Origin of the sequence: Aestuariivirga sp. (genome assembly GCF_047600585.1) — a bacterium.
GTDB lineage: Bacteria > Pseudomonadota > Alphaproteobacteria > Rhizobiales > Aestuariivirgaceae > Aestuariivirga.
Genome location: NZ_JASGKP010000001.1, coordinates 1,079,611 through 1,100,186, shown reverse-complemented (window position 1 = coordinate 1,100,186; position 20,576 = coordinate 1,079,611). Strand labels below are relative to the sequence as shown.

Sequence of the window (20,576 nt, the reverse complement as noted above, 5' to 3'; positions counted from 1 at the left end):
GGCCCTTCACTCCGGGCTTTCCAGAGGCCAGATCTCGACCACGCCATTTGCAACGGCGCAGGGCGTGCCCGAAACGAGCTTGATCGCTTCCTCGATGTTCGTGGCCTCGATGATGGCGAAGCCCGCCACCGGCAGATGCGCCTGCATGAACGGCCCGGCACTGGTTTCGAGGCTTGCGGCATTCGTATTGCGCACCTGCACGGGGTCTCCGGCCACCCCCATGACGGCACCCCGCCGCTGCAGCACGGCATCCTGCTTGTGGGCGGCATCGCGCAGAACCTGGGGCGTCTTGTCGTAGCCGGCGCGGTCGCCGTAACCGATGGTGACAAATGTGGGCATGGGCTCATTCCCTTGTTGACAAGACTCTGAAATGCCCCGCCATTCCCACCGGTTCCGGCGTTTCCTGTCCCCATCTGGATCATGGAGGCCTCGCCGCTGGCCACTTCCGATTGTCACACGGCTCAGCTAGTGTCCGGCCCATGACAATAATTTCCCCCTTCTCGCTCCCCGGCCGCTTCTGGCGCGGCAACCTCCACACCCATTCGAACCTTTCCGATGGTGCGCTCCACCTCGATGAGGTGGTCGGCCGCTACAAGGCCGTGGGCTACGACTTCATCATGATGTCAGAGCACTTCACGCATCATTTCAATTACCCCATTGCCGACACCCGCCACCTGCGCGGCAACGATTTCACCACCATCCTCGGCGCCGAACTGCATGCGCCCGTGACCTCGGCCGGCGAATGGTGGCACATCGTGGCCGCTGGCCTGCCGCTCGACTTTGCACCGGTGAAGAAGGGCGAGACCGGACCGCAGATCGCCAAGCGCGCCGTGGAAGCGGGCGCCTTCGTCGGCATCGCCCACCCCGCCTGGTCGCAGCTCACCATCGAAGACGGCCGCGACCTTTCGTTTGCCCATGCAGTTGAAATCTACAATCACGGCTGCGCCATCGAGTGCGATCGTGGCGAGGGCTTCTACCTGCTCGACCAGCTTCTCAACGAAGGCCACCGCCACCTCACCGCCTTCGCCACCGACGATGCGCATTTCAAGTCGAACGACCACTTCGGCGGCTGGGTGCATGTGAAGGCCCAGAGCCTCGATCCCGATGAACTTCTCGCCGCGCTGAAAGCCGGCCACTACTATTCGTCGCAGGGCCCGCAGTTCAACGACATCCGCGTGGAAGGGAACGAGGTGCATGTCTCGTGCTCGCCCGTCGATACCATTGCCATCGTGTGCGGCATTTCCCGCACTGCCCAGAAGATCGGACGCTCCATCACTTCCGCCGCCCTCGACCTCACTAAGCTCGAGGACGGCTGGCTGATGGAGAAGACCAGCCCCTGGTTCCGTGTCGTGCTGATCGATCATGCTGGAAAGCGCGCCTGGAGCAATCCCATCTGGCTGGAGAAGCGCGGCTAACCTGCCGTGACCGCACTCCATCTCCTGCTTCTCTTTGGCGGTGGCGTCCTCGCCGGAATGATCAATGTGCTGGCGGGCGGCGCGGGCTTCATGACGTTCCCGCTCCTGATCGCCACCGGCCTCACCGAGATGCAGGCCAACGCCGCCAACTTCGTGGCGCTGATCCCCGCCAACATCGTGGGCACGGCGGTCTACCGCAGGGAACTGAAGGAGGTGCGGCAGAACCTGGTGCTGCGTCTGGTGCTGGCGGCGGTGGGGGGCACCATCGGCTCGCTGCTCTTCGTGAAGCTAGGAGCCGAGAGTTTCCGCGTCGCCATTCCCTGGCTGCTGCTCTTCGCCACGCTGTCCTTTGCCACGGGTCCCCTCATCAAGAATTGGCTGGAACGTCAGAAGGGCTTCGACGTGCACCGCTGGCAGTGGCTGTCGCTCTGCCTCGAATTCCTGGTCTATCTCTATGGCGGCTATTTCGGGCTCGGCATGGGCATCATCCTGCTCGCCATCTATTCGATCTTCAGCCACATGACGATCCACCATGCCCAAGCGCTGCGCAACGCCACCATCGCGCTGATGACGGTGCTCGGCATCGTGATCTTCGCCGCCGATGGCATCGTGCCGTGGCTTCCCTCGCTGGTCATGATGGCGGGCGCCATCGTGGGCGGTTACGGCATGGCCCAGATCGCCCGGCGCATGCCGCAGGGGCTGGTGCGGGGGGCCATTCTCTGCTGGTCCGTCATGCTAACGTTGTATGCCTTCTGGCGGTATCACTGACTCGCGTCCGGGTCCTCCGGCGTGCTATTGCGTTGCAATAAATCCCGATCCCCCGAGGCCTGAGTCATGAGCAAGACCACCCGCACCGAAACCGACACCTTTGGCCCCATCGAGGTGGATGCGACTAAATACTGGGGCGCGCAGGCGCAGCGCTCGCTGCAGAACTTCAGGATCGGCTGGGAGAAGCAGCCGCAGCCGGTGATCCGGGCCCTGGGCATCGTCAAGCGCGCCTCCGCCGAAGCCAACATGGAATTGGGCAAGCTGGACCGCAAGCTCGGCGAGGTGATCATCAAGGCCGCGCAGGAGGTGATCGAGGGCAAGCTTGACGAGCACTTCCCGCTCGTCGTCTGGCAGACGGGCTCGGGCACGCAGTCGAACATGAATGCCAACGAGGTGATCTCCAACCGCGCCATCGAGATGATGGGCGGCGAGAAGGGTTCGAAGAAGCCCATTCATCCCAATGACCATGTGAACATGAGTCAGTCCTCGAACGACACCTTCCCCACGGCGATGCACATCGCCTGCGCCGAGGAAATCCATCACCGCCTGATCCCCGCCCTGCAGAAGCTGCGCAATGCGCTCAACGACAAGGCGCAGGCCTGGAAGGACATCATCAAGATCGGCCGCACCCACACGCAGGATGCGACGCCGGTGACACTGGGCCAGGAATTCTCCGGCTACACCCAGCAGATCGAGATGGGCATCCGCCGCATCGAGATGACCATGCCCGACCTGATGCAGCTTGCACAGGGCGGCACAGCGGTGGGCACGGGCCTAGCGAGCCCCGTAGGCTTTGCCGAGAAGGTGGCGGAGCGCATCGCCGCCATCACGCAGATGAAGTTCACGACGGCGCCCAACAAGTTCGAGGCGCTGGCGGCCCACGACGCCATGGTGATGACCCATGGCGCCATCACCACCGTGGCCATGAGCTGCTTCAAGATCGCCAACGACATCCGCTTCCTCGGTTCGGGCCCGCGCGCCGGCCTTGGCGAACTCTCGCTGCCCGAGAACGAGCCGGGCTCCTCGATCATGCCGGGCAAGGTGAACCCGACCCAGAGCGAGGCCCTGACCCAGGTGGCCGTGCAGATCCACGGCAACAATGCCGCGATCGGCTTTGCGGGGTCGCAGGGGCACTTCGAACTCAACGTCTACAATCCGGTGATGGCCTACAACTTCCTGCAGTCGGTGCGGCTGCTGGCCGATGCGGCGGTGAGCTTCACCGACAATTGCGTGGTGGGGATCGAGCCCCGCCTCGACAACATCGCAAAGGGCCTTGCCAACTCGCTGATGCTGGTGACGCCGCTCAAGGAGAAGTACGGCTATGACCTCGCCGCCAAGGTGGCGAAGACGGCCCACAAGAATGGCACGACGCTCCGCGAGGAAGCGGTGAAGCTCGGCATTCCGGCGGACGACTTCGACGCCATTGTGCGGCCCGAGAAGATGATCGGTCCGGGCTGATGGGCGAGATCGTCAACCTCAACCGCTTCAGGAAGCGGAAGGCGAAGGACGGCGAAGCGCGAGAGGCAGACGCCAACCGCATCAAGTTCGGCCGCACCAAAGCGGAAAAGAAGCTGAGCGAGGCCGAACAGGCGCTGGCCGACAAATCCCTCGACGGTCACAAGCGCGAGGACTGACGTCTCAGAAGAGTCGCGGCACCGCGCCCACGAGGCAGGCCAGCGCCGGGACCGCCAGCGCAGCAAGCGTCAGCGCCATGCCGGCGACCCGCAGGCGGAGATTGCTTTGCGTCAGCGCCACCGCGTGGAGAAGCCGGCCCGCGACGAGGGCAATGCCGCCCGCATGGAGCACCGCCGCCATGGTGCCGAGGCTTTCGGCAAGGCCCAGCAGGATCAAAGCAAAGGGCGTGTATTCGACGAAATTGCCGTGCCGCCGGATGCGCCGCAGCAGATCGGCATCGCCGCCATCGCCCAGCGCCACGCGGGCGCTCCGCCGGCGCGCCACGGTGCGAAGCGTGAGGAAGATGAGGACGGGGGTCAGCAGTGCTGCATAGAAGGCGGTGATCGGCATGGTGTCCCCTCCACGGTGTGAACCGCCCGAGGATCACCGCAAACGGGCGATGCAATCAAGTTGACGCTCCTCCACCCGTCATTCCATGCGAGCGATGCGGAACGCATCGCGAGACATGGAACCCCGCTTTGGCAAGGGAAGCTGGGCCCCCGCCTTCGCTAGTGGTGACGGTTTAAGGGGAGCCACTTTTTTAACCCGTCATTCCGGACGCGCGCCTTGATCGAGCGGAGCGAGATGTCGCGCGCGAGCCGGAATCCAGCTTAGGATACGAACGAGACAGCACGCCCCCATTTGCCCTCGCCTGCCCCGCCCGCTATGCAACGGGCCCATGGCGCAAGACCTGAAACGCTCCCTCACCATTGCCGGGCACCGCACTTCGCTATCGCTGGAGGCGGAGTTCTGGGAGGCCCTGAACGCCGCCGCGCGGGCTGAGAACAAGAGCCTTGCGGTTCTGGTGGGCGAGATCGACGCGACGCGCGGTGAGCGCAATCTTTCATCGGCCATTCGCGTCTGGCTTCTGCGAAGGGCGCAAGCGCCTCAGCAGTAAAGCGGATTGGAGCAAGCAGGCTTCGGTGCTGCCGGCTTCACGGGAACCGGGGCGGGCGCAGGTGCCTGCGGCTGCGGTGCCGGCAGGATGTTCGGCACCGGCTCCTGCAGCAGTTTCTTCATCGCCTCTTCCTCGAGACGCTTCTTTTCCGCCGCAGCCTTGGCTGCCTCGGCCTCCGCCTTTGCCTGCTCTTCTGCCGCCTTGCGAGCGGCTTCCTCGAGCTTCGCCTTGGCGTCCTCGATCAGCTTCTGGCGGGCCAACTCCTCCTGCCGCGCCTTCTCCTCGGCGGCGCGCTTCTTCTCTTCTTCCGCCTGACGCTTGCGCTCGTTCTCGGCAGCAAATTCGGCAAGCTGTGTCTTGAGGCCAAGGGCGAGGCGCTTCTTCAAGAGGTCCATGCGGTTCATGGCATCGGCTGTGGGGACGAGGGCTGCAAAGGCCTGCTCGTCCTCGGCGGCGCGCTGGGCACGGGCGGCGGCATGCACCTTCAACTCACGTTGGCGCATGCGGATTTCGGCGCGCTGCGCCTGATAGGCCTCGAACTTCGCCTGGTCCTGGGCCCGCTGCTCCTCCTCGGCGATGGCCATCTTCTCTTCTTCGGTCTTCAGCCGCTCGAGCTCCTCCAGATCACGGGCGAGGAATTCATGGCCGAGCTTTGAGGCAAGCTGCGAGGAGCTGCTGCGCTGTTCCAGCGCGCCCGGCTCACCGGAATAGGTGATGGTGACAGGCGGCAGATCGGGCTTGTCGGTGAGCGTCACGGCAACCGCCATCTGCATCGCCCGGGCGCTGAGATCAGCCGTGGTGTTGATTTCGCTCAGCGTGCCGATCCCGCTGATCCGGGTGGGCGTGGAGGTGAGCAGACCCTTCGAGACCTCGAATGTTCCGCCCGAAGATTCGATCGAGAGCCCCGGCGTCGCCTCCAGCGTGGCAAGGGCGGCGCGCAGGTCATCCGCCGTCTTCACCGTGGCAAGCTGCCTGGCAAATGCCTCGGGCGCGAGCTTGGCGAAGGAGAGGCCCGTGACCGTATAGGCGCCCTTCCCTTCCAGCGCCGCCAGCACGGCAGCAGGGCTGCGGCCCGTGCCGGCAAGATCACCGCTGATCACGAGGCTGCCCGTTCCGAGCTTGCCGCCGTCACGCGCCACCAGCACCTGCCCCACATCGATCGGCAGCTTGCCCTTGGCCTTGGCATCGAAGCCGCCATCCTTGGCCGCCACTTCCACATCGAATTCGAGTTCGGGCACGGTGGGCGCCACCAGTTCGAACTTGCGTGTGGGGCCGAGCGTGATGCCAACAACGGTTTCCTTCAACGTGTCGCCGAAGGGCATGGTGAGGTTGCGCGGCCTGATCCAGATCTCGCCATCAAAGAGAAGATCATCCGGCCCGCCGAAGGAGGTGGCGAGATCGGTATCGAGGCCGTTCCACGGCATGAAGGTCAGAGCCAGGAGCCGCGCCAGCGTCACGTCGCCGACGTTGAAGTCGGCAGCAAGCTTGCCATCCTTGTCGAAGGCAGCGTCACCCGCAAGCGCCAGCCCGGCGTGATCGCCAAGCACGTCCGTGATGGCAAGGCCGCCGTCCTTCGGCGTCACCTTGAAGGCAAGACGCAGGGGCCCGCCCACCGACCTGTCGAGCGGTGCGCCGAGTGCCGCAAAGAGCGGCCCGGTGTTGTCGGAGAAGATGCTGACCGCGCCCGACATGGCGGCATAGGGCTCGGCGGGTTTCAGGCTGCCGTCGAAGGAGGCGCGCGCGCCGTAGGCCCCGGCCTCGATCTTGCTGGCAAAGCCGCCGCTCCGCGAGCCGGAGAAGGAGAGCGCCACCGTCCCCGGTGAAACGGCGAGCGCCTTGCTCTCAAGCCCGGCAAGCGCCATCAGCCGCGCCGCATCGGGCGCAGCCACGGTCCCTTCCAGCGAAACGCGCGCATCCGAGCCGCGCTCAAGTGCCGTGATGCTGCCGGTGAATTTCAATGTGAAGGGATTTGCCGTGCCGGTGAGGGCATAGGTGAGGATGGGCCCGTTGGGGTCCGGCTTGGCATTGAAGGTGAAAGTGACGTTGCTCTGCCCCAGCGCATTCACCCAGCGGGCATTGTTGGGGGCAAGGCCGAGAAGGCGCAAGAAACCGCGGGGATCATCGGCAACGAGCGTTGCCGTCACATCGCCTGATGGACCATCGGCCCCGCTCAGCACGAGGCCATCCGCCTTGAGGCGGGCGCCACCCACCGAGCCGATGTCGAAGGCCTTGATCTCGAAGCCGCTCTGGCTGGTGCCGAGGTCGAGCGCCACGTCCTGCGCCCGCACGCCGTTAAGCGTGACGGACCCCGCATCAAGCACCAGATGCTGCTCGATCTTGTGGGCGCCGAGAAGGATGGGATCGAGCATGCCGAGCAGATCGAAGGCCTGGCCACGCGTTGGTGCGGCAGTTCCGGCGTTCAGCAGCGTATCAAGATCGAGGGCGTCGGTCTTGAGGCGCACCGCAAGCGACGGCACGTCGCCCTGGCGCAGCACCACCTCGCCACTGCCGGGCAGGCCTTCAAGTTCGTACTGCGCATCCTTGAGCGAGACCTGCGAGGGCGACCAGGTGACGTTGCCCTGCATCTTGAGGCGGCCCCTGCCCCCCTTCCACCAGCTCTCGATGCCGGCCTTGCGGTCCGGCTGGGCCCAGCCGGTGAAGGCGCGGAGGTCGCTGCTTTCGAAGGCAAGCACGCCGGAGAGTTCCGCCGCACCGTCGCGGTTCGTGACCTTGCCCTCGGTGAGGCGCATGGCCGAACGGCCCGGCAGGCCGGCACGGGCGTTCTCGATGGATATCCCGTCAGGCGTGATGCGCGCCGCCAATTGCACATCATTCATGGTCTCGCCGCCTGCGGTGAGCACATTGACGGCGAGGCTGAAGCGGCCGTCCAGAAGTCTTCGGCATGTTGGTGATGAAGGAGTGGGTGAGCGCCAGCACGCCGCCGGTCCGCCACGCCGCCAGCGCTTCGCCGCCCAGCACGGTATCGAGATTGACGCGCGGCGCCTTCAGGTCGATGTCGCCCTTGAAGCCGCCGGAGAGGTCCAGCCCGGCCGTGCCTTCGATGAGCGTGCCCGAATCCTGCGAGTCATTGGGCGCGATCTTGATCTCGGAGAAGTCGGCGCGGTCGGCATCGGCCTTGAGCTTGGCGCGGAGTGCGAGCGGACGCAGCCCGCCTTCCACGCTGCCCTTCTGCCCTTCCGCCGCCTGCGGTGTGACCGCCACATCGCCCTCGAAGGTGGCATCCTGCCAGCCGCCATCGATCGAGAAGATGGGCAGCACCGGATCGCCCGGCGTCATGCGGATGCCGAAACGGAAAGGCTCGTTATCCTTGTAGACGCCGCTCGAGAAGGTGAAGGCCATGGGCGTTTCGCGCCAGTAGCCGGTGCCCTTCAGGCGCCACGGCCCTTCGATGGCATCGGCGGACATGGTGGCGTCCATGGTGGAGAGATTGGTGGTGAAGCCCTGCTTGCGGTCAACGATGGTGAAGCTGCCGTTCGACAACTGGATCTGGTCGAGACGCACGTTGGAGAGAAGTGACGAGCGGCGCAGGTCCTCATCAGGATTGAGCAGCCAGTTCACCGCTCCATCGGCATTGCGGATGAGCGTGACCTTGGGTTCCACCAGTTCCACACTGTCGACATTGAGATTGCCGTTGAGCAGACCGCCCAGCTGGAGCGAGAGCGTCACCACATCGGTGTGGAGCAGCGCCGGGCCGTCGATGCCGTCGGGATTGCCGATGGCCACGTTCTCGGCGGTGAGCTTCGGCCAGGGGAACAGCGCAATCTGCACGTCGCCGCCGATCTGCACCTGGCGGCCGGTCAGGCGGTAGCCATAGGTCTCGAGGCTCTGCTTGTAGCCGTTCCAGTTGACGATATAGGGCGCGGCCAGAAGCGCCGTCACGACGACGAGCAGAAGAATGCCGAAATAGAAGACCGGTGATTTCCAGACGCTCATGCCGCAGGGAGCCCTCTCGGGCGGCAGACTAGCTCACGAATCGTGGTTTTCAAATGGCCGCGTTCTTGCCCGGGTTCATGATGTTGAGAGGGTCGAAGGCGCGCTTGATCGCCTGCATGTAGGCAAGCGCAGGGCCGTGTTCCCGGGCCAGATAGGCGCGCTTGCCGGAGCCGATGCCGTGCTCGCCGGTGCAGGTGCCGCCCATGGCCAGCGCCCGGTTGATGAGGCGGTCATAGGCCTCTTTCACGCGCTTCAACTCGCCCGCATCGTTGGTGTCGCAGAACAGCACCACGTGGAAGTTGCCGTCGCCCACGTGCCCGATCATCGGCCCGTAGATCTTGTTGGCCTCGAGGTCGAGGCGGGTCTGCTCCACGCATTCCGCCAGCCGCGAGATGGGCACGCACACGTCTGTGGCCAAAGTCTCGGACTTGCCGGGCAGCAGGTTCTTGGTGGCCCAGAAGGCATCGTGGCGGGCCTGCCAGAGCTTCAGCCGGTCTTCCTCCTTCGTCGCCCAGTCGAAGCTGCCGCCGCCATGGCTGGCGGCAATTTCGCCGAAGCGTTCGGATTGCTCCCGGGTCCAGTCCGGCGTGCCGTGGAACTCCACGAAGAGCGTGGGCTGCACCGGCAGCGAGAGCTTGGAATAGGCGTTGATCGCCTTGATGTGCTCGGCATCGACGAGTTCGATGCGGGCCACCGGAATGCCCATCTGGATCGTCTCGATGGTGGTGCGGCAGCATGCTTCGACCGAGGGGAAGGCGCAGACGCCGGCGGCAATCGATTCCGGAATGCCGTGCAGCTTCAGCTGCACTTCGGTGATGACGCCGAGAGTGCCCTCAGAGCCGACCATGAGGCGGGTGAGGTCATAGCCGGCCGAGGACTTCCGCGCCCGCGTGCCGGTGCGGATCACCTCGCCATTGGGCATGACCACGGTGAGGCCCAATACGTTGTCCTTCATGGTGCCGTAGCGCACCGCATTGGTGCCGGAGGCGCGGGTTGCCGTCATGCCGCCGAGGCTGGCGTCAGCACCGGGATCAATGGGGAAGAACAGGCCCTGGTCGCGCAGCGCCGCATTGAGCGTCTTGCGGGTGACACCCGCTTCGACACGGCAATCCAGGTCTTCCGAGTTCACTTCCAGGATGTGATTCATCCCGCTCAAATCAATGGAGATTCCGCCATAGGGGGCAGAGAAGTGCCCTTCCAGCGAGGTGCCCGTGCCGAAGGGAATGACCGGCACCTGATGGCTGGCGCAGATCGCCACGATGGCGCTCACCTCGCCGGTGTTCTTGACGAAGGCCACGGCATCGGGTGGTGCGCCCTCGTTCCAGGTCTGGTCCTTGCCGTGCTGCTCGCGCACCGCAGGCGCGGTCGAAAGGCGGTCTCCCAGAAGCTCCCGGACCTTGGCAATGGCGTCGGTTGTGCTGTTCTTGAGGTGTGGTGTAGTCATGGGCCGGAACCTAACACAGCGGGACTGAAACGCGATGACTTTTCCGGCACCATTCACCTCCAGCACCATGGGGATCGAGCCTGAATGGATCGACTACAACGGCCACTTCAACATGGCTTACTACAACGTGCTGTTCGACCGCGCCGCCGACGAGATTTTCGGCATGGCCGGCCTCGGCCCCGACTACGTGAAGGAGACCAACAATTCCTTCTTCACGCTGGAAACCCACACCTCCTACCTGCGTGAACTCGCCCCCACCGACCGGGTGAAGATCGACATCCAGTTCCTCGACCACGACCACAAGCGCGTGCACTACGTGCAGCAGATGCGCCATGCGGCCGAAGGCTGGGTCGCCTGCGTGCTGGAGGTGATGGTGAGCCATGTAAGCCTCACCACCCACAAGACCTCGAACTTTCCCGATGATGTAGCGAAGCGCATCGCGGAGATCGCCACCGCCCACAAGGCACTCCCCGTTCCTGCACAGGTCGGCCACAAGATCGGTATTCCGCGGAAGTCTTGACACCCCGCGCCCATCGCATGCAAACTGCATGCATGGAGAAAAACATCCACGTCCGCGACTTTGACGGCAAGCTTTACGACATCCTCGTGAAGCGGGCGGCGGCGCGCGGCCTGTCGCTCTCGGAATATCTCCGCATCGAGCTGGCCCGCATGGCACGCACGCCGACGCTGGACGACGTACTGGACAAGATATCGAAACAGCCGCGGCCAAAGGTCAGCGCCGAGGATGTGCAACGGGCCTGGACAGAAGCGCGCGCCGAACGCGACGACGCCGACAATCACATCGGTGGTTTCGCGGAAGAGCCCCGTCGCAAACCGTGATCGTTCTCGATACCTCGGCTGTCATGGACGGCTACTTCGTTGAGGGTCTCTGGGATTCGTTCACACAGACCTTGCGCTCCGGAACCATTCTCGTACCGCAGCATTTCGATGCGGAATGCCTGAGTGCCCTCCGGCGGCTGGATATGCGCGCGCGCTTGACGGATGCTGACGCGAAAGCCTTCCTGTCCTTTCTCGGCGCCCTTCCCCTTCTCCGCATTCCCACTTTGAAGTTGGCGGATGCGATCTGGGCGAAACGGCACGGCATGACCGCCTATGACGCGGCCTATGTGGCGTTGGCTGAGTCCACAGACGCAACGCTTGTCACCCATGATGCACGGCTTGCGCGCAGCGCCAGCAGCGTTGTGAAGGTCCGTCCGCTCGGCTGATCCGATCTGCAGTTCCGATACACTCGTCTCCAGACTTGAAGAAGTGCATCATGCTTGCACGGGAAGTGATGGAATGGCCTCAGTCCCGTCACATCCCTGTAAAGTTGACGGCGCATTTGCAGGGCATCAGAGTGTTCACCAGACCGGGCGCTGAAGCCCGGCCGGAAAGGAGGCCCACAATGACCCAGAACGGATTTGCTTACTTCGCTGACGCGCTTGTCTTCGTGCATGGCCCCAGGGCCCTTGCGGAGGCTGCCCGCCATGCGGAACTCTGCGAGCGCGCCGGTGACATGGAGACGGCCGCCCGCTGGCGGCACGCCATGGCCCACGTCAACGATCTCGCCAAAAAGGCAAGCGGGACAAAGCAGAAACATTGCCTCGCAGCCTGAGGCCGGCTGCCCTATATAGGCCGGACAAGGAATCAACTGTCCGGCCCCATGTCCACACCCAAGCCCCCCCTCGACCTCTCCGATTTCGGTGAGGATGATCTCGCTGCTCCGGCCACGCCCACGGGCGTTGTGCCGGGCGGCATTGCCGCGCGCGCCATGCAGGGTGCGGAGCCGCAATATCTGAAGGGCCTGAACCCCGAGCAGCGCGACGCCGTGCTCTCGACCGACGGCCCCCTGCTCGTGCTGGCGGGGGCGGGCACCGGCAAGACCCGCGTGCTGACCACGCGCCTCGCCCACATCCTCAGTACACGGAAGGCTTTCCCGAACCAGATCCTCGCCGTCACCTTTACCAACAAGGCGGCGCGCGAAATGAAGGAACGCATCGGCATGCTGATCGGCGGCATGGTGGAGGGCATGACGTGGCTCGGCACCTTCCATTCGATCGGCGTGAAGATCCTGCGCAACCATTATGAGCTTGCAGGTCTCCGCTCCGGATTCACCATTCTCGACGACGACGACCAGATCCGCCTGCTCAAGCAATTGCTGGAGGCAGAAGGCATCGAGGAAAAGCGCTGGCCCGCCCGCCAGCTTGCAGCCCTGATCGACGGCTGGAAGAACCGCGGTCTCACGCCCGACAAGGTGCCCTCGGGCGAGGCCCATGGCTTTGCCAATGGCCTCGGCGGCAAGCTCTACGCCGATTACCAGCAGCGCCTGAAGGTGGTGAACGCCTGCGACTTCGGCGACCTGCTGCTGGAGGTGCTGCGCCTCTTCCAGGAACATCCCGACGTGCTGAAGACTTATCAGCAGCGTTTCCGCTACATGCTGGTGGACGAGTATCAGGATACGAACGTGGCGCAGTATCTCTGGCTTCGCCTGCTCGCCGCCGGGCATCACAACATCTGTTGCGTGGGTGACGACGACCAGTCGATCTACGGCTGGCGCGGCGCCGAGGTGGACAACATCCTTCGCTTCGAGAAGGACTTTCCCGGCGCCAAGGTCATCCGCCTCGAACAGAACTATCGCTCGACGCCCGACATTCTGGGGGCTGCCTCCGGTCTCATCGCAAAGAACGAGGCCCGCCTCGGCAAGACGCTGCGCACCCAGCGTGACGAGAGCGAACCCATCATCGTGCGCGGCCACTGGGACGGCGACGAGGAAGCCCGGGCCATCGGAGACGACATCGAAAGCCTGCAGCGCAAGGGCGAACGGCTGAACGACATGGCCATCCTTGTGCGCGCCTCCTTCCAGATGCGGAGCTTCGAAGACCGCTTCCTGACGCTCGGCATTCCCTACCGCGTGGTCGGCGGCCCGCGCTTCTACGAACGCGCCGAAATCCGCGATGCCATGGCCTATCTCAAGGTCGTCGCCTCGCCCGACAATGATCTCGCCTTCGAGCGCATCATCAACACCCCGAAGCGCGGCATCGGCGATTCCTCTGTGAAGAAGATGTTCGACCTCGCCCGCCAGCAGGGCCTGTCGCTGTTCCGCGCCGCCGAGCAGATGGCGCTGACCGATGAATTGCCGGCGAAGGCGCGCACCGCGCTTCGCCTGCTGCTCGAAAGCTTCAGCCGCTGGCGCAAGCACATCGACGTGCTGCCGCACACGGAGCTGGCCGAAATCGTGCTCGACGAGAGCGGCTACACCGAGATGTGGCAGAACGACAAAAGCCCGGAAGCCCAGGGCCGCCTCGAAAACCTCAAGGAACTGGTGCGCTCCATGGGCGAGTTCGACAATCTCGCGGGCTTCCTCGAACACGTCTCGCTGGTCATGGACCGCGACACGGGCGATGCCGACGACCGCGTGAACATCATGACGCTGCATTCAGCCAAGGGGCTGGAGTTCGGCACGGTGTTCCTGCCCGGGTGGGAGGAAGGCCTGTTCCCGCACCAGCGCTCGCTCGATGAAAAGGGCCGCGCCGGGTTGGAGGAGGAGCGCCGACTCGCCTATGTCGGCATCACGCGCGCGAAGCGCCGTGCCACCATTTCCTTCGCCCAGAACCGCCGCGTGCATGCGCTGTGGCAATCGGCAATCCCCTCGCGCTTCATCGACGAGCTGCCCGCCAAGCATGTGGAAGTGATGGCGATGACGACGAGCTATGGCGGCTACGGCATCGGCACCTACGGCCAGAGTCGCTTCGACACGGCCAACACCTTCCGCAGCGGCAACACCTACCAGACGCCGGGGTGGCAGCGGGCCCAGAACACCTACGCCAAGGGCCAGGGCCTCAAGTCCTCGCCGCGCTTCATCGAGGGCGAGACGGTGATCTCGGCAGAGGGTGCGGGCTACGAAAAGGGCGACCGTGTCTTCCACCAGAAGTTCGGCTACGGCACGGTGACCTTCGTCGAGGGCAACAAGCTCACGGTGGATTTCGAAAAGGCCGGCGAGAAGCGGGTGATCGACAGCTTCGTCGAGCGGGGGTGACCCCAAAAGTCCCTCATACCCGCGCAGGCGGGCACCCAGCTTTGCTTGATCACAATTGCGAAAGAAGAAGCTGGGCCCCCGCCTTCGCGGGGGTGACGGTGGAGAAGTCCTACCCCTCGCCAAGACGCTCGTTGATCTTCTCCCACTCCGCCGCGATCGTCGGCGCGTGCTGCCATTCCGGGCCAACGCGGCGGTACCAGTAGTCGCGGTTGCCGAGGTCACCCTCGATCCAGTGACAAAGCGCATGCACGAGGTCGTGGGCGAAATCGCCTTCGTGCTGCTGGCAGAGGAGATGCGCCTTTTGCCACTCCGGGCCCAAGCGGTAGCCGCCTTTCTTCAGCCACCACAGGGCAGCCTGCGGAGGCGTGAAATCGGAGGGTGGAACGGCGGCCGGGCTCATGGGGGCAAGGATAGACCGGACCGGCCAATGCGCAAAGCACGCCCGGCGGGAAGCGGGGAAGAAATCCACTGGCACCGTTTATGCCCTGCCCTTAAACCTCTGGGAAAAATACCTTTTTTCTGCTTATGCGACTGACGCCCACATGCCCGCGCCACGCTCCAGACAGGACAACTTTGCATGCGCGGTGCAGCGCAGCAGGCGTAAACCCCTCAACCCTGCTGCGCTGCAGCATAGCGAGGAGAACCATCATGACAGCAACATCACCCCTTCCGGAGGTGCAAGACGACCCCGGCGTTGGGTCCGGCGGTCCGCGCCACGCGCACGGGCCGTCGTCCTTTTGGCTTCTGGCGCTGGGCGCCATCGGCGTCGTCTACGGCGACATCGGCACAAGCCCCCTCTATGCCTTCCGCGAAGCCACCAATGCCGCGCTCGCCGGAGGTCAACTCACCGACACACTCGTCCTCGGCATTCTCTCGCTCATCATCTGGGCGCTGCTTCTCATCGTCACCCTCAAATACGTGTTCGTGCTGCTCAACGCTGACAACAAGGGCGAAGGCGGAACACTGTCGCTCATGGCGCTCGCCATGCGCGGGCGCGGCAAGTTCTTCGCCATCATTCCCTTTCTCGGCATGGTGGGTGCGGCCCTCTTCTTCGGCGATGCCATCATCACGCCGGCCATTTCGATCTTGGGTGCAGTCGAAGGCCTGAACGTGCTCACACCCGCCTTCGAGCCCTATGTGATCTGGATTTCGCTGGCCATCATCGTGACGCTCTTCGCCGTGCAGTCGCACGGCACATCGGCAGTGGCAGGCGTCTTCGGCCCGGTGACTCTGCTCTGGTTCGCCGTGCTGGCAGTGGCCGGCATCTACAACATCATGGACGCACCCGTGGTGCTGATGTCGGTGAACCCGCTCTATGCCATCGCCTTCCTCAATGATCATGGCATGATCGGACTTGTCACGCTGGGCGCCGTGTTCCTTGCCGTCACCGGAGCCGAGGCGCTCTATGCCGACCTCGGGCATTTCGGAAAGAACCCGATCAAATATGCCTGGCTGGTGATCGTGCTGCCGAGCCTGGTGCTCAACTATCTGGGCCAGGGCGCGCTGGTTCTCAGCAATCCGGCGGCGCTGGAAAACCCCTTCTTCTTCATGGTGCCGGAGTGGGGTCTCATTCCCCTTGTGGCGATTGCCACTGCCGCCTCGATCATCGCCAGCCAGGCGGTGATCACGGGCGCCTATTCCATGGCGCGGCAAGCGGTGCAGCTCGGCTTCCTGCCGCGCATGAGCGTGAGCTTCACCTCCTATTCCAGCGCCGGGCAGATCTACATGCCGCAGATCAACTGGCTGCTGCTGATCGGCGTGATCGCGCTGGTGCTCGCCTTCCGCTCATCTTCTGCACTTGCCACGGCCTATGGCATCGCCGTCACCGGCACCATGGTGGTGACGGCGATCCTCGCCATGTTCGTGATCAAGAACCGCTGGAAGTGGCCGATGGCGGGCGTGCTGGCGCTGATGGTGCCGCTGCTGGCCATCGACGTGGTGTTCTTCGGCGCCAATGCCCTGAAGATCGCCCATGGTGGCTGGCTGCCGCTCACGCTCGGCGGCGCCGTGATGCTGCTGATGTGGACATGGCGTAAGGGCACGCGGCAGCTGCTTGCCTCGACGCGGGCCCTGCAGGCGCCGCTCAACACCGTGGTGCGGAGCCTTGCGAAGAGCTCCGTTCAACGGATCGATGGGGCGGCGCTCTATCTCACCCAGACGCCCGATGCCGCGCCTACGTCGCTGATGCACGGCCTCAAGCACTATCAGTCGCTGCACCGGCACAATGCGATCGTGTATATCGTGATGGAAAACGAGCCCACGATTGCAGAGGATCGGCGTCTGCGCCTGCGCACGCTGTCGGATGACTTCACGCTGATCGAGGTGCGTTTCGGCTACATGGAAACGCCGGATGTGCCCCGTGCGCTGGCGAAGGCCGATTGGCCGGGGGCGAGCGTTCCACCGATGAAGACGAGCTATGTGCTCTCGCGCCGCAGCCTTCAGGCGGCCAACATCGGCGACATGCCGGCGTGGCAGGACAAGCTCTTCATCTTCATGGCGCGCAATGCCGATGACGCGAGCCACTACTTCCAGCTTCCGGAGGAGCGGGTGCTGGAACTGGGCAGCCGCGTGTCTGTGTAGGAAACATCGAGGCGCGTTTCTTAACCGCTCTCCATGGCCGGGCTCGACCCGGCCATCCAGTTCATCGGCCAAGTCTGGATGCCCGGCTCAAGGCCGGGCATGGAGAGAATGGAAAGAAAGCTGGATTCCGGCTCGCGCGCGACATCTCGCTTCGCTCGATCAAGGCGCGCGTCCGGAATGACGGTGGTAGTGGAGCGTTACGGTTTTTTCAACCGTCACCCCCGCGAAGGCGGGGGCCCAGCTTCTTTGCTTGCAGCTCTTCCCGCCGTCACGGCCTACGCGTTCAACCTCTCCATGCCAGGCATGGAGGACAGGGGGAGTTCACGCCTCCAGCGGGGCGAATTTCAGCGCCACGCCGTTGATGCAGTAGCGGAGCCCGGTGGGCTGCGGACCATCGTCGAAGACATGGCCCTGATGGCCGCCGCAACGGGCGCAATGCACTTCGGTGCGGGTCATGAAGAGGGAATTGTCTTCCTTCTTGCCGATGGCATTGGGGAGATGATCATAGAAGCTCGGCCAGCCCGTGCCGGAATCGAACTTGGTCTCGGAGGCGAAGAGCGGCAGGTCACAGCCCGCGCAGTTGAAGGTGCCCTTGCGGTGTTCCTTCAGCAGCTCCGAGGTGAAGGGCCGCTCGGTGTCTTCCTCGCGCAGCACGGCGTAGGACTCGGGCGAGAGGATCTTCTTCCACTCCTCCGGCGTCTTGGTGATCTCGAAGGTCTCGCCCTCCGCCATGGAGGGGCGGCGCGACAGGCCAAGCCCGATGAGAGAGGTAGCGCCAGCTAGGGCGAGCAGCAGCCTGCGGTTCATCCGGGGGGAAGTGACAGTGCGCAAGGTCATGGGTTCGGTCTCCGTTTGACCCTCTCTACGCCAGCGCCCGGCAAAAGGGCACTCACACCTGTTCAAGCCCGCGTGACCTGACCGGAGGGGCTTTCGCCCTCCTCCTCCGCGTGGCCGGAGATGCTGGCGCCGGCATCGGTCTCGAGCTTCATGTAGGAGATGACAGCGAAAGCAGAGATGGCCGCAGTCACGAACAGCACGAAGGAGAAATCCGCTGGCGTGAGCATGCTCCGCCCGCTCCACCACAGCCGGAAGTCGAGAAGGAAGGCGGCAACCGCCACGCCCATCGCCAGGAAGAGCTGCTGCACCACGGTGTAGAGCGTGTTGGCCTTGGCGATGTCGTTGCGGTCCACATCGGCATAGGCAAGCGTGTTGAGCGAGGAGAACTGCAGGCTGCGCATGAAGCCGCCCACCAGCAGCACCGCGAACATCATCCAGAACGGTGTCGTCGCCCGGAAGAAGCCCATGGCGGCGAAGGTGGCACAGCAGAGAAGCCCGTTGACGATGAGCAGGCTGCGGTAGCCGAATGTGCGCACGATGCGGGCCACCGTGAACTTCATCGACAGCGCCCCGAAGGCCGAGGCGAAGGTGACCATGCCGCTGGCGAAGGGCGAGAAGCCGAAGCCCAGCTGCAGCATCAGCGGCATGATGAACGGCACCGCCCCCACCGCGATGCGGAACAGGTTGCCGCCCAGCATGGAGTGCCGGTAGGAGGGAATGCGCATGAGGCGGAGGTCGAGGATGGGGACCCTGGAACGCCGGGCATGGGCGGCATAGGCCACCAGGAACGCCACGCCGGCGGCAATCATGATCACCACCTCGGGCCCTGTGAACAGGCCGCGCCCGGCAACAGTGAGGCCAAGCACGGTCAGTGTCAGCCCCGCGCCCGAGAGCAGGAAGCCCTTCACGTCGAGGCTGGGCGGCGTATCAGCCTTGATGTTGGGCATGAGCCAGGAGGCCAGCGCGAAGGCGGCAACCCCGAACGGCAGGTTCATCCAAAAGATCCAGCGCCAGTCGTAAGTCATTGTAATATAACCACCAACCGGCGGACCGATGACCGGGCCGATGAGCGCAGGGATGGTCAACCACGCAAGCGCGTCGAGCAGTTCGGATTTCTTCACCGAGCGCAGCACGATGATGCGCCCCACCGGCACCATGAGGGCGCCGCCAATCCCTTGCACGCCCCGCGCCACCACCAGCCAGTGCAGGCTCGAGGCCAGGCCGCAGGCGGCGGAGGCGAGTGTGAAGATGACGATGGCAAGCCGGAACACCGTCTTGGCACCGAAACGGTCCGCCGCCCAGCCGCTCACCGGCAGGACGACGGTGAGGCCGAGGAGATAGGTGGTAAAGGCCAGCTTCAGCGACGTGGGGCTCACCCCGAGGTCAGCCGCCATGGCGGGCAGCGAGGTGGCGATGATGGTGGAATCCATCTGTTCCATGAACAGCGCCGAGGCGATGACCAGCGGCAGGATTCTGGCATTGGAGGGCATGGCCCCAGCCTCTACCACAGGGCCGCAGCCTGCCTACACCGGCTGTTAAGCAGGCCTGTGTTGCAATGGCCCCATGACGGCCCCCTCCTCCCAGACACACTTGCGCCTCGCCGACCTGATAGGTGCACTGAGCCACGCCCTCGATCTCACCGAAGGCCAGCCCCGCGGCCATTGCATCCGCTGCTGCTGGATCGGCTTCCACGTGGGCAAGATGCTGGGCTATGGCCCGGCGCAGCTCTCGGACCTCTATTACACGCTGCTGCTCAAGGACCTGGGCTGCTCCTCCAACGCAGCGCGCATCTGCCAGCTCTACCTGGCCGATGACCGCAACTTCAAACGCGACTTCAAGTTGATCGACGGCAGCCTGCCGCAGGCGCTGCGCTTCGTGCTCGGCCACACCGGCTTGACCGCGCCCATGGCCGAACGCTTCCGCGCCATCATCAACATCCTCAAGAACGGTGGCGAGATTGCCCGCGAGCTGATGGAAGCGCGCTGCCACCGCGGCGCCGAGATCGCCGCGCGCATGCGCTTCTCACCCACTGTCTGCTCATCGATCCAGGCGCTCGACGAGCACTGGGATGGCAGCGGCAAGCCGGAAGGCCGGAGCGGCAAGGACATCCCGCAGGGCGCACAGATCGCGCTTCTTGCGCAAGTCACCGACGTGTTCTTCAAGTCGATCGGCCGCGATGCTGCCATCAAGGAAGTGGTGGGCCGGGCCGGCAGCTGGTTCGATCCGCTGCTCACCAAGGCCTTCGCCGAACTGGCGGCAGACCCGCGCTTCTGGGACACGCTCGATGCGCCGGACCTGCCGCTCCGCGTGCTGGCGCTGGAACCGCAGGACATCCGCCGCGAGGTGGATGACGATTATCTCGACGACATCGCGCTCGCCTTCGCCAAGGTGATCGACGCCAAGAGCCCCTACACGGCGGGCCATTCCGAACGCGTCGCCGTCTTCGCCGACCTGATCGCCGAGGAAATGGGCGAAACGCCCGAGATGCGCCGCACGCTGCGCCGCGCCGCGCTGCTCCACGACGTGGGCAAGCTCGGCATCTCCAACACCATCCTCGACAAGCCGGGCAAGCTCACCGACGAGGAGTTCGCGGAGATCCGCAAGCACCCCGTGCATTCCGGCAACATCCTCTCGGGCATTCCCTCCTTCCGCGGCATTGCCGAGATCGGCCGCGACCACCACGAGAAGCTGGACGGCAAGGGCTACCCCTACGGCATCAGCGGCAGCGCCATCTCGCATGCCACGCGCATCGTCTCGCTGGCCGACATCTTCGATGCGCTCACGGCAGAGCGGCCCTATCGCGGCCCCATGCCCGTGTCGCAGGCGCTGGGCATCATGGAGAAGGATGTGGGCCGGGCGCTGGATGGCGACGGCTTCGAAGCGCTCGTCCGCTCCATGAACAAGGCGGATGCAGCCGCCGCCTGAGCCGGTTCCCGGGTGGGGCATGGCGGCAACACATTCCCGATATTC

The 20,576-nt window shown here is 64.5% G+C and carries 20 protein-coding genes; 12 read left to right on the top strand and 8 right to left on the bottom strand.

Annotation, left to right across the window (positions count from 1 at the left end; genetic code table 11):
• Nucleotides 1-6 precede the first annotated feature (6 nt).
• Nucleotides 7-339 (bottom strand): transcription initiation protein, encoded by a 333-nt coding sequence (locus QM801_RS05205; RefSeq protein ID WP_415018154.1) that lies wholly within the window; start codon nucleotides 337-339, stop codon nucleotides 7-9.
• A gap of 140 nt (nucleotides 340-479) precedes the next feature.
• Here QM801_RS05205 and QM801_RS05200 point away from each other — a divergent pair, with 140 nt between their 5' ends.
• From QM801_RS05200 to QM801_RS05185, 4 genes are all read left to right on the top strand, one after another.
• A complete protein-coding gene (locus tag QM801_RS05200; protein ID WP_415018153.1) occupies nucleotides 480-1,415 on the top strand; it encodes a CehA/McbA family metallohydrolase in 936 nt (311 codons plus the stop codon).
• 6 nt (nucleotides 1,416-1,421) lie between these two features.
• The gene (locus QM801_RS05195) at nucleotides 1,422-2,183 is read left to right on the top strand and encodes a sulfite exporter TauE/SafE family protein (protein WP_415018152.1); all 762 of its coding nucleotides are present in this window, start codon (nucleotides 1,422-1,424) and stop codon (nucleotides 2,181-2,183) included.
• Between the two features lie 66 nt (nucleotides 2,184-2,249).
• Complete coding sequence (fumC, locus tag QM801_RS05190) at nucleotides 2,250-3,641, top strand: class II fumarate hydratase (RefSeq protein WP_415018151.1); 1,392 nt, start codon at nucleotides 2,250-2,252, stop codon at nucleotides 3,639-3,641.
• Entirely contained in the window at nucleotides 3,641-3,817 is a 177-nt protein-coding gene (locus tag QM801_RS05185) for a DUF4169 family protein (RefSeq protein WP_415018150.1), read from the top strand. The genes fumC and QM801_RS05185 overlap by 1 nt, the downstream gene beginning before the upstream one ends.
• 4 nt (nucleotides 3,818-3,821) lie before the next feature.
• On the opposite strand, the gene QM801_RS05180 is transcribed toward QM801_RS05185, so the two are convergent.
• Nucleotides 3,822-4,208, bottom strand: a complete 387-nt coding sequence (locus QM801_RS05180) for an MAPEG family protein (RefSeq protein ID WP_415018149.1) — start codon at nucleotides 4,206-4,208, stop codon at nucleotides 3,822-3,824.
• Between the two features lie 328 nt (nucleotides 4,209-4,536).
• Here QM801_RS05180 and QM801_RS05175 point away from each other — a divergent pair, with 328 nt between their 5' ends.
• Entirely contained in the window at nucleotides 4,537-4,755 is a 219-nt protein-coding gene (locus QM801_RS05175; protein WP_415018148.1) for a ribbon-helix-helix domain-containing protein, read from the top strand.
• On the opposite strand, the gene QM801_RS05170 is transcribed toward QM801_RS05175, so the two are convergent.
• From QM801_RS05170 to QM801_RS05160, 3 genes are read right to left on the bottom strand one after another with little or no spacing between them, the layout of a single operon-like run.
• Nucleotides 4,746-7,592, bottom strand: coding sequence for a hypothetical protein (locus tag QM801_RS05170; protein ID WP_415018147.1), 2,847 nt, complete (start codon nucleotides 7,590-7,592; stop codon nucleotides 4,746-4,748). The two genes, QM801_RS05175 and QM801_RS05170, sit on opposite strands and share 10 nt — an antisense overlap.
• Nucleotides 7,585-8,709, bottom strand: a complete 1,125-nt coding sequence (locus QM801_RS05165; protein ID WP_415018146.1) for an AsmA family protein — start codon at nucleotides 8,707-8,709, stop codon at nucleotides 7,585-7,587. Before QM801_RS05165 ends, QM801_RS05170 begins: the two co-directional genes overlap by 8 nt.
• Nucleotides 8,710-8,758: 49 nt before the next feature.
• Entirely contained in the window at nucleotides 8,759-10,153 is a 1,395-nt protein-coding gene (locus QM801_RS05160) for an FAD-binding oxidoreductase (RefSeq protein ID WP_415018145.1), read from the bottom strand.
• 34 nt (nucleotides 10,154-10,187) lie between these two features.
• Here QM801_RS05160 and QM801_RS05155 point away from each other — a divergent pair, with 34 nt between their 5' ends.
• The 5 genes from QM801_RS05155 to QM801_RS05135 all read left to right on the top strand — a co-directional run bounded on the left by QM801_RS05155 (nucleotide 10,188) and on the right by QM801_RS05135 (nucleotide 14,189).
• On the top strand, nucleotides 10,188-10,673 hold the full coding sequence (locus tag QM801_RS05155) for a thioesterase family protein (protein ID WP_415018144.1): 486 nt from the start codon (nucleotides 10,188-10,190) through the stop codon (nucleotides 10,671-10,673).
• Between the two features lie 32 nt (nucleotides 10,674-10,705).
• Nucleotides 10,706-10,993 carry a hypothetical protein gene (locus QM801_RS05150; protein ID WP_415018143.1) on the top strand — a complete coding sequence of 96 codons (288 nt, stop codon included), beginning with the start codon at nucleotides 10,706-10,708 and terminating at the stop codon, nucleotides 10,991-10,993.
• Entirely contained in the window at nucleotides 10,990-11,379 is a 390-nt protein-coding gene (locus QM801_RS05145; protein WP_415018142.1) for a type II toxin-antitoxin system VapC family toxin, read from the top strand. The genes QM801_RS05150 and QM801_RS05145 overlap by 4 nt, the downstream gene beginning before the upstream one ends.
• Before the next feature lie 179 nt (nucleotides 11,380-11,558).
• The gene (locus tag QM801_RS05140; protein ID WP_415018141.1) at nucleotides 11,559-11,768 is read left to right on the top strand and encodes a hypothetical protein; all 210 of its coding nucleotides are present in this window, start codon (nucleotides 11,559-11,561) and stop codon (nucleotides 11,766-11,768) included.
• A gap of 48 nt (nucleotides 11,769-11,816) precedes the next feature.
• Nucleotides 11,817-14,189: a UvrD-helicase domain-containing protein gene (locus tag QM801_RS05135; protein ID WP_415018140.1), complete on the top strand. Its 2,373-nt coding sequence runs from the start codon at nucleotides 11,817-11,819 to the stop codon at nucleotides 14,187-14,189.
• Between the two features lie 109 nt (nucleotides 14,190-14,298).
• Here QM801_RS05135 and QM801_RS05130 read toward each other — a convergent pair whose 3' ends face one another.
• Nucleotides 14,299-14,589: a hypothetical protein gene (locus QM801_RS05130; RefSeq protein ID WP_415018139.1), complete on the bottom strand. Its 291-nt coding sequence runs from the start codon at nucleotides 14,587-14,589 to the stop codon at nucleotides 14,299-14,301.
• A gap of 248 nt (nucleotides 14,590-14,837) precedes the next feature.
• Between QM801_RS05130 and QM801_RS05125 the strand changes: the two genes are divergently transcribed.
• On the top strand, nucleotides 14,838-16,769 hold the full coding sequence (locus QM801_RS05125; protein WP_415018138.1) for a potassium transporter Kup: 1,932 nt from the start codon (nucleotides 14,838-14,840) through the stop codon (nucleotides 16,767-16,769).
• A 321-nt stretch (nucleotides 16,770-17,090) separates the two neighbouring features.
• On the opposite strand, the gene msrB is transcribed toward QM801_RS05125, so the two are convergent.
• Nucleotides 17,091-17,606, bottom strand: a complete 516-nt coding sequence (msrB, locus tag QM801_RS05120) for a peptide-methionine (R)-S-oxide reductase MsrB (protein ID WP_415018137.1) — start codon at nucleotides 17,604-17,606, stop codon at nucleotides 17,091-17,093.
• 62 nt (nucleotides 17,607-17,668) lie between these two features.
• On the bottom strand, nucleotides 17,669-19,096 hold the full coding sequence (locus QM801_RS05115; RefSeq protein ID WP_415018136.1) for an MFS transporter: 1,428 nt from the start codon (nucleotides 19,094-19,096) through the stop codon (nucleotides 17,669-17,671).
• Between the two features lie 73 nt (nucleotides 19,097-19,169).
• Here QM801_RS05115 and QM801_RS05110 point away from each other — a divergent pair, with 73 nt between their 5' ends.
• Nucleotides 19,170-20,531, top strand: a complete 1,362-nt coding sequence (locus QM801_RS05110) for an HD-GYP domain-containing protein (RefSeq protein ID WP_415018135.1) — start codon at nucleotides 19,170-19,172, stop codon at nucleotides 20,529-20,531.
• Nucleotides 20,532-20,576: the final 45 nt, after the last annotated feature.